The 9,155-nt window shown below is 29.8% G+C and carries 11 protein-coding genes; all 11 read right to left on the minus strand.

What is annotated here, in order from left to right:
- Positions 1 to 95: 95 nt before the first annotated feature.
- The 11 genes from topA to rpsP all read right to left on the minus strand — a co-directional run bounded on the left by topA (position 96) and on the right by rpsP (position 8,895).
- On the minus strand, positions 96 to 2,177 hold the full coding sequence (gene topA / locus E4100_RS07290; RefSeq protein WP_135271381.1) for a type I DNA topoisomerase: 2,082 nt from the start codon (positions 2,175 to 2,177) through the stop codon (positions 96 to 98).
- Between the two features lie 19 nt (positions 2,178 to 2,196).
- A complete protein-coding gene (gene dprA / locus E4100_RS07295) occupies positions 2,197 to 3,288 on the minus strand; it encodes a DNA-processing protein DprA (protein ID WP_135271382.1) in 1,092 nt (363 codons plus the stop codon).
- A gap of 6 nt (positions 3,289 to 3,294) precedes the next feature.
- The gene (locus E4100_RS07300) at positions 3,295 to 4,815 is read right to left on the minus strand and encodes a YifB family Mg chelatase-like AAA ATPase (protein ID WP_135271383.1); all 1,521 of its coding nucleotides are present in this window, start codon (positions 4,813 to 4,815) and stop codon (positions 3,295 to 3,297) included.
- Positions 4,816 to 4,840: 25 nt separating this feature from the next.
- Positions 4,841 to 5,197 carry a YraN family protein gene (locus tag E4100_RS07305; protein WP_135271384.1) on the minus strand — a complete coding sequence of 119 codons (357 nt, stop codon included), beginning with the start codon at positions 5,195 to 5,197 and terminating at the stop codon, positions 4,841 to 4,843.
- A gap of 1 nt (position 5,198) precedes the next feature.
- Positions 5,199 to 5,813, minus strand: coding sequence for a ribonuclease HII (locus E4100_RS07310; protein WP_135271385.1), 615 nt, complete (start codon positions 5,811 to 5,813; stop codon positions 5,199 to 5,201).
- Positions 5,814 to 5,815: 2 nt separating this feature from the next.
- Positions 5,816 to 6,631: a ribosome biogenesis GTPase YlqF gene (gene ylqF, locus E4100_RS07315; RefSeq protein ID WP_425596613.1), complete on the minus strand. Its 816-nt coding sequence runs from the start codon at positions 6,629 to 6,631 to the stop codon at positions 5,816 to 5,818.
- A gap of 51 nt (positions 6,632 to 6,682) precedes the next feature.
- Positions 6,683 to 7,030, minus strand: a complete 348-nt coding sequence (rplS, locus tag E4100_RS07320) for a 50S ribosomal protein L19 (protein ID WP_135271387.1) — start codon at positions 7,028 to 7,030, stop codon at positions 6,683 to 6,685.
- Positions 7,031 to 7,131: 101 nt separating this feature from the next.
- A complete protein-coding gene (trmD, locus tag E4100_RS07325; protein WP_135271388.1) occupies positions 7,132 to 7,857 on the minus strand; it encodes a tRNA (guanosine(37)-N1)-methyltransferase TrmD in 726 nt (241 codons plus the stop codon).
- The gene (rimM, locus tag E4100_RS07330) at positions 7,854 to 8,354 is read right to left on the minus strand and encodes a ribosome maturation factor RimM (RefSeq protein WP_135271389.1); all 501 of its coding nucleotides are present in this window, start codon (positions 8,352 to 8,354) and stop codon (positions 7,854 to 7,856) included. Before rimM ends, trmD begins: the two co-directional genes overlap by 4 nt.
- A 23-nt stretch (positions 8,355 to 8,377) precedes the next feature.
- Positions 8,378 to 8,608 carry a KH domain-containing protein gene (locus tag E4100_RS07335; RefSeq protein ID WP_135271390.1) on the minus strand — a complete coding sequence of 77 codons (231 nt, stop codon included), beginning with the start codon at positions 8,606 to 8,608 and terminating at the stop codon, positions 8,378 to 8,380.
- Positions 8,609 to 8,625: 17 nt separating this feature from the next.
- The gene (gene rpsP / locus E4100_RS07340) at positions 8,626 to 8,895 is read right to left on the minus strand and encodes a 30S ribosomal protein S16 (protein WP_135271391.1); all 270 of its coding nucleotides are present in this window, start codon (positions 8,893 to 8,895) and stop codon (positions 8,626 to 8,628) included.
- Positions 8,896 to 9,155 lie beyond the last annotated feature (260 nt).

Here is a 9,155-nt window from a genome sequence, read left to right on the forward strand (position 1 = left end):
GACCTCCTCATATATTTTTCTAAAACAATTCTGAATTTTCATCACATATATAACATACTATATATTTTAAGAATTGTACAGATATTTTTTATATTTTAAATATTTTTATTATATCCACATTTATCATTGGTACAACTTACTTTTTTACTATTTTTTGTTTGTTTTATTACCATCATACTTCCGCATTTAGGACACTTTTCCTGTACTGGTTCTTGCCAAGAATTAAATCCACAGCTTGGATAATTTGAACAACCATAAAAAACTCTTCCTTTTTTTGTTCTTTTTTTCACTATTTCCCCGTCTTCACATAAAGGACATTTGACACCTATTTTTTCTAATATAGGCTTGACATTTTTGCATTCAGGATATCCTGGACAAGCTAAAAACTTACCATATTTGCCGACTTTTATTACCATTTGCCTACCACATTTTTCACAAATTTCATCTGACTCTTCATCTTTAATTTCAATTTTTTCTATTTCGCTTTCAGCCTTGTCTAATGCATTCTCAAACTTCAAATAAAATTCTTTTATAACCTCATTCCAGTTTAATTTGCCTTCAGCAATTTCATCAAGTTGGTTTTCCAGCTGAGCAGTAAATTCTTCATTTATTATTTCACTAAAATAATTTACTAATATATCATTAACAATTGTTCCAAGTTCAGTTGGATAGAAAGTTTTTTTCTCAAGTACTACATATCCTCTTGATAATATTGTAGATATAGTTGGCGAATATGTGCTTGGTCTGCCTATTCCAAGTTCTTCCATCGTTTTAATCAAAGATGCTTCAGTATATCTTGATGGTGGCTGAGTAAAATTTCTTTTCTCTTCAAGTTTTATAAGCTCTAATTTCTCACCTAAATTTAATTCAGGTAATACAACATCATTTTGTTCTTCATCTGCTGTTTTATAAGCTTCTAAAAATCCACTAAAATGCAATTTAGAACCATTGCATTTAAAAATATATTTGCCATTTTTTATTTTTACAGAAACTGTATCATAAATTGCGTCTGCCATCTGCGAACCAATGAATCTATCCCATATTAGTTTGTATAATTTAAACTGCTCCTTAGTCAGAGAATCTTTTATTTTTTCAGGATATAAATTTATATGCGTTGGCCTTATTCCTTCATGAGCATCTTGAGTTTCCTTTTTAGTCTTCTTAGAATAATTATTCCCTCCATTTGAATACTCTTTCCCATAATTATTAATAACATATTCTTTTGCTGTATCAACCGCTTCATTTGCTATTCTAGTTGAGTCAGTCCTCATATAGGTTATAAGCCCAGTTGTACCTTCTCCCTTAACATCAATTCCTTCATATAATTGTTGTGCAATCATCATTGTTTTTTTTGAAGTATAGCCTAATTTTTTTGATGAATCCTGTTGTAAAGTACTTGTTGTATATGGTGGATATGGACTTCTTTTCCTCTTGCTTTTTTTGATATCAAAAACTATATTTTCATTATTTTTTAATTCTACTAATATGTTTTTCGTTTCTTCTTCATTTCTTATGGTTAGCTTCATTTCTTTTTCATCTACTATTTGATGAGTAAGCATAGCTTCAAATTCATTGTAATCTTTTTTAAATTGTGCCTTTATTGTCCAATATTCTTCTGGAATAAACTCCGTAATTTCATTTTCTCGATCACATATTAACTTTACTGCTACAGACTGGACCCTACCTGCACTCAAGCCTTTTTTTACTTTTTTCCAAAGTATAGGACTGATTTTGTATCCTACCAACCTATCCAATATTCTCCTAGCTTGCTGTGCGTTATATAGACTTTCATCAAGTTTTCTTGGAGATTTAACAGAATTTTTAACTGTTTCTTTTGTAATTTCATGGAATTCAACTCTACAAGGAGTATCTTTATCTATATCCAATAAGTTAGCTAAATGCCAAGATATAGCTTCACCTTCTCGATCAGGGTCTGTAGCAAGAAAAATATTGTCTGATTTTTTGGCTTCTTTCTTTAAATTATTTACGATACTACCTTTTCCTCTAATTGTTATATATTCAGGTTGAAATTCATTTTCTATGTCTATTCCTAACCTGCTTTTAGGCAAATCTTTAATATGACCTAAAGAAGCAATCACTGTATAATTTTTCCCTAACATTTTACTTATCGACTTTGCTTTTGCTGGCGATTCAACGATCACCAAGTTTTTAGTCAAAATAACACCTCCAAATTAACTAGCAAATAGTAAAAATACTTGGGGCAAGCTCTTTAACGATACCTTTTATTTCAAGAATTGTAAGAGTACTATTTACCATGTTTATATCTAAGCCGGATTTCAAGGCTATTAAATCAGAATGAAGTGGGCCGTCTTTTAGTATTGTATATATACAGCTTTCAGTATCACCTAACTCAATACTATTAATGGATGCTTTAGTATTATATTCGAGATGTAATATATTTTCAAGTTCTACTAATATATCTTCTACATTTTGAACCAGCTTTGCTCCATCTTTTATTAATGCATTTGTTCCTTCGCTGTATAAGCTGTTGATATTGCCAGGAAGTGAAAATACTTCTTTCCCCTGATTTAATGCATGGCTTGCAGTAATCAACGAACCCGAGTTTTTCTGGGCTTCTATAACTAAAACACCAGAGCTAAGTCCGGATATAATCCTATTTCTATGGGGGAAATTATATTTAAATGGTTCAGTATCAGGCGAAAACTCACTAATAATCAAACCATTATTTTCAATATCGTAAAATAATGCTTTGTTTGATTTAGGGTATATCTTGTTAATTCCGCAACCTAAAACTGCAATTGTTTGTCCGTTGTTTGAAAGAGCGGTTTTATGAGCAATAGTGTCTATTCCATATGCAAGTCCACTGATAATTGTTAGATTATAGCTTATTAACTCTTTCGTAAATTTTTCACATGCCCATTTCCCATATAATGTTGGCTTCCTAGTTCCAACAATTGCTAATGAATTAGAATTAATCAGTTCAATATTCCCTTTATAGTATAATACAAAGGGTTTATTTTGAATATATTCTAGATTGATAGGATAATTTTCACTATAAATAGTCAAAATACCAATGTTATTTGATTTTTTCATATTATAAATTATATTTAAAACATCATCAATATTGGAACTCAATAACTTCTCTATTATATTTGAATTAAACAATCCAAGACTTTCGAATTCATTTTTATTAAAATATTGAATATCTTTTAAACTGTCAAAAATATTTTCTAGTTTTTCTATTTTATCACTATTTATGCCATTATAGCTTAACCAAATTAGGATTTCTTCTTCACTATATCCCATTGATAATTACCTCCAATATTTTTTATCTAAACTTCTATATCTAATAGCCTCAGATAAATGATAATCTTCAATAATATCTTTCTGGTCTAAATCAGCGATAGTTCTAGCTACTTTTAATATTTTATTATATGATCTCGCACTGAATTTATATTTCTCAAAAGCCTTTGACATCAACAATTCTGCAGACTTTGATAACTTACATATTGTTTTAATTTCTTTGTTTGAAAGATTGGCATTGTAAATTGTAGCTTTAGTGGAGTTTCTATTTTGCTGAATTAGTCTTGCCTGTTCAACCGTACTTTTTAAATCTGATGATGAAATTTCCTTAGACTCTTTACTTAGATCAGAGTAATTGACAGGTAAAACTTCTATATGTATATCAATTCTATCTAATAATGGATGACTTATTTTATTAAGATATTTTTCGATCGATGTTTGACTACAGGTGCATTGATGAAATGGATCCCCAAGATTTCCGCAAGGGCAGGGATTCATACTTGCTATGAACATAAAATTTGAAGGATATGTTAAAGATGCATTTACTCTTGATATATGTACAAAACCATCTTCAAGAGGTTGCCTTAATACTTCAAGAACATTTTTCTGGAATTCTGGTAATTCGTCAAAAAATAAGACTCCTCTATGCGCTAGTGATACTTCTCCTGGTTTTGGAATTTTTCCTCCACCTATTATAGCAATGCCTGAAGATGAGTGATGTGGGGCTCTAAAAGGTCTTTCTGTGATAAGCCTGTTGTCTGTCAAAAGACCTGCAATACTATAAATTTTAGTAACTTCGATTGATTCCTCAATGTTTAAAGATGGCAATATTGTTGGCAATCTTCTTGCAGACATGGTTTTCCCTGATCCGGGAGGCCCAACTATTAACATGTTATGAGAACCAGCAGCGGCTATTTGCATAGCTCTTTTTAATCCTTCTTGCCCTTTTATATCAGAAAAATCAATATTGCTACTTATGCTCTCACAACTATAAACTTCTCCTTTATAAGCTTCTATCGTCAGTTTCCCATTTAAAAAATCACAAACTTGTTTTAAATTATTTACTGGGATAATATCTACATCTTCTATGATTGCACACTCATCTTTATTTTGTTCAGGAATAATGAATTTTTTTATACCATATTCTCTCATAGATATTATCATCGGTAAAGCACCAATTATCGGATTGATAGTCCCATCCAAAGACAACTCTCCTAGGTAGATACAATTAGCATCAGGTAGATTAACAATTTCCGCTGCAGCTAATATTCCTATAGCTATCGACAAGTCCATTTGTGAACCGTCTTTCTTTAAATTTGCTGGTGCAAGATTGATAGTTATTCTATTAAGAGGAAATTCAAATCCTGAATTTTTAATTGCACTTCTAACTCGTTCTTTGGATTCTTTTATCGCTGTATCCGGTAATCCAACGATATTGAAAACAGGAAGACCCTTAGATAAATCGATCTCTACATCTACAATGTGACCATTTAATCCTTGTAATACACATGTTTTAAGTTTAGAGTACACTAGCACTCACCTCATTTAATATAATTTACCATGCATTAAAAGCATTTTTAATATATATTATTTTATTATTATCTAGCGGATATACTTCTGCTACATCATATCTGATTTGAATATTATTTAATTTATTTGTTTGAATATACAATAAAGAGGTATTTATTATTTTTAATTGTTTTCTTCTATTCACTGCTTCTGATGGCCTACCATAAATTTTGCTATTTCTTGTTTTAACTTCAATAAAAACTAGAATATCTCTATCCATAGCTATTATGTCAATTTCACCTATTTGATTTCTATAATTATGATAAATTATTTTATAATTATTAGATCTCAAATACTCTAATACTAATTTTTCCCCTTCATCTCCAATATTCTTATTACTCATATTAATTAGTCCTCAAAATATTATTTAAAAATGATTTCCTATGCATATCTGAAGCTCCATATTTTTTTATCAACTCTATATGCTCTGCAGTGCCATAGCCTTTATTCTTGTATAATTTATACTGTGGGTACAATTTATCCCATTCATTGCACAGACGATCTCTATAAACTTTTGCAACAATTGATGCACATGAAACATGATGGACTAAATCATCTGCATGATTTAATGAAATTTGATCAATAGATAAATCTAATCTTTCAGCATCAACTATTGCTATTATTTTATCTGTTGAAATTTTTGTTTTTTGTAGAAGATTTGTAATAGCATATTTCATTGCTAGCCTAGTAGCTTGTTTAATGTTTATTTTATCTATAGTATTATTGTCAACACAAGATATTGAATAACCAACACAATTACTTATAATTATTTCATTCAAATATTCTCTTTTCTTTGGAGATAATTTTTTAGAGTCCTTTACATCCAATATATAAAAGTATTTTGGCAATATTAGTGCACATGCTGTGACATCGCCAAATAAAGAGCCTCTTCCAACTTCATCAACACCAATTATATAGTTGTATCCTTTTTCATATAATTCTAATTCAATTTGATTCATATTTATCCCTCTTGCGGACTTTCTAGCGAAATTCTTCCCAAAAGTCCTTTTCTAAAATCATCAATTACTATATTAGCTGCCTTTTCTAAATCAATAATTGATCCTTTCAATAGGCAACCTCTTTTTATGGCAATATTTTCTAATGTAACATAAGAGTCAGAGATACTATTTTCCAAATCATATCGTCTAATTACTAACATTTTGTTTATTGTATTAAGCTTATCTATTAATTTTAATGAAAGAGTTACAGTATCTAAGATTTCATCCTTTATAGATCCCACAAACGCCAAATTTAAACCAACGTTTTCTTCCTCGAATTTTGGCCATAATACCCCTGGAGTATCTAATAAATAAATACCATTATTAGAATTAATCCATTGTATCGACTTAGTAATACCTGGTTTATTGCCTGTCTTAGTAGATTTTCTATTTGCAATTCTATTAATCAATGTAGATTTGCCAACATTTGGAATACCTACAATCATAACTTTAATCATATTTTTGTCAATTATTTTTTTTGTTAAATTAACCAATTCATCAATGCCATTGCCATTTAATGAATTGAGAAATACACAATCAATCCCATTGTTATTATAACATTTCATCCATTTATTATTTATATTTGGATCTGCTAAGTCAGACTTATTTAGAATGGTTATCCTCTTTTTCTGTCCTAATATAGAATTAATTGATGGATTTTGACTACTATAAGGAATCCTCGCGTCCAATAATTCATAAACTATATCTACTAATTTTAAATTCGATTTAATAGATTCTGTAGTCTTCTTCATGTGCCCTGGGTACCAGTTTATATTAATGTTCATATTATCACCACTTTAAATACAAAAATTGGGACTTATTAAGTCCCATTAGTAAAATCTTTTTTCTTTAACCTTAGCTGATTTACCTTGTCTATCTCTTAAGTAATACAATTTAGCTCTTCTTACCTTGCCTTTTCTTACTACTGTAATTTTATCGATTCTTGGAGAGTTAATAGGGAATGTTCTCTCAACACCAATACCATATGATATTCTTCTTACTGTAAAAGTTTTTCTTGATCCTTCTCCTTGTATCTTAAGAACAGTACCTTCAAATACTTGAATTCTTTCCCTAGAACCTTCAGTTACCTTATAAAATACCTGAATTGTATCTCCAACATTAAATTGAGGTAAATCTTTTCTTATTTGTTCTGCTTCAATAGATTTTATTATGTCCATCATTATCCTCCCTTCCTTGAATGTTCTTGTAAAAACAGAGGAACACACATATTTACACGAAATGTATTATAACATAGTTAAAATTTTAATACAATAAAACTTTAAATGTTTTTAATTATATCTTTAATTAAGCTACTCGTTGTATCATCTAATTTATTGTTACATATCAGATCTGGCCTATTAGATAAGGTTATATATAAGGAGTTAATAATTCTCCATTTTTTAATCCTCATGTGGTCTCCACTTAGAAGAATCTTAGGCACTCTTTTACCTCTGAAATTTTCAGGTCTTGTGTATTGTGGATATTCTAACAGTCCTTGGTAAAATGATTCATTTTCAAATGATTCATCAGAAGATAGTACACCTGGGAGTAACCTAACAATAGAATCAATCACTACCATAGTTGGTATTTCTCCGCCTGTTAAAACATAATCACCAATAGAAATTTCTTCATCAACGTAATTCTCAACTATTCTATTATCGACTCCTTCATAGTGCCCAGACAATAGAATGACATGTTCTTTTCTTGCTAATTCTTTTACAATCTCTTGATTTAACAATTTCCCTTTAGGAGACAAATAAACAACATGTGATTTTTCGGTTTTACAGCTCATAATAGCATCATATATTGGTTCTGGTTTTAGAATCATTCCAGGTCCGCCACCATAAGGATAATCATCAACCCTTTTATGTTTATCCTTTGAAAAATCTCTAATATTCACAGTGTTTAGAACAAATTTGTTGTTTTCCAAAGCCTTGCCAATAATGCTGTAACTATAAAGATACGAGAAAACCTCAGGGAACAAAGTTAATATATCTATAATCATTCTAACATTCCTTCTATAGGATCAATAATTATTGATTTATCTTTAATATTTACTTCCACAACGAATTTTTTAACAGCAGGTATTAAATAGTCTTTACCTTCTTCATTCGTTACTACATATACATCATTTGCATTTCCTGTAATAACATCAGTCACTTTTCCAATATAATCATTTGATAAATTAAATACAGTACAGTTGATGAGATCAGAAATAAAATACCTATCTTCTGGTAATTCCACTTTATCATAATCATCTACATAAAGGTATTTCCCTTTATATTTTTCTGATTTGTTAATATCGTCTAAACTTTTAAATTTAACTATTACCATACCCTTATGAATTTTTACTGACTCAATATAATATAATTCTTTTTCATCTCCTAAATAAGCTTTACTCAAATAGAAGAATCGATTTATATCGTCTGTAAGAGGATAAATTTTCAAATCACCTTTTATCCCATGAGTATTAGTAATCATTCCTACAACAGTATAATCCATCTATCCACCTGAATTCCAGAAGTTTATTGAATTATTTCAACGACTACTCTTTTATTTTGTTTTATTGCTGCTGCCTTAACTACAGTTCTAATAGCTTTAGCAATTCTTCCTTGCTTACCTATTACTTTGCCCATATCTTCAGGCGCAACTCGCAATTCAATGATTATAGACTGAGAGCCTTCAATCTCGTTTACTTTAACTTCATCAGGGTTATCAACTAAGCTTTTTGCTATAAATTCCACTAATTCTCCCATAGTTAAAACCTCCATACTTATTTGTCAGCATTTTCTTCCTTTGTTTCATAAATACCACTTTCTTTAAACAATTTTTCAACTGTTTCAGTTGGTTTAGCACCGTTTTTTATCCATTTAAGTGCTTTTTCATTGTCTACTTTTATTGTCTTTGGTTCTGTAAGTGGATTATAGTAACCAATTTCTTCAATGAATCTACCATCCCTAGGGGATCTAGAATCAGCTACTATTATTCTATAAAAAGGATTCTTTTTAGCTCCCATTCTTTTCAGTCTTATTTTAACTGCCATTATATCACCTCCTAATTATATATTATCTTAGCTCGTTGCAGAACTCTACAACTCGCATATTTACTGCCTTTGTTTATATTGAAATGGCTAGATTCCCCCCATTTTGGGTATATATACAGTGTCAAAATGTGTATAACTCAAAACAAAAACAGAAAGGAGAATCTTATGCCAGTTTCAGCTAAGCAATTAAATCTTTGTGATATTTCTAATGATTTTGATAAGTTTTATAATCAAAATCAAGATGACTTTCTTTCTCTATT

The organism is Soehngenia longivitae (assembly GCF_004684055.1).
GTDB lineage: Bacteria > Bacillota > Clostridia > Tissierellales > Tissierellaceae > Soehngenia > Soehngenia longivitae.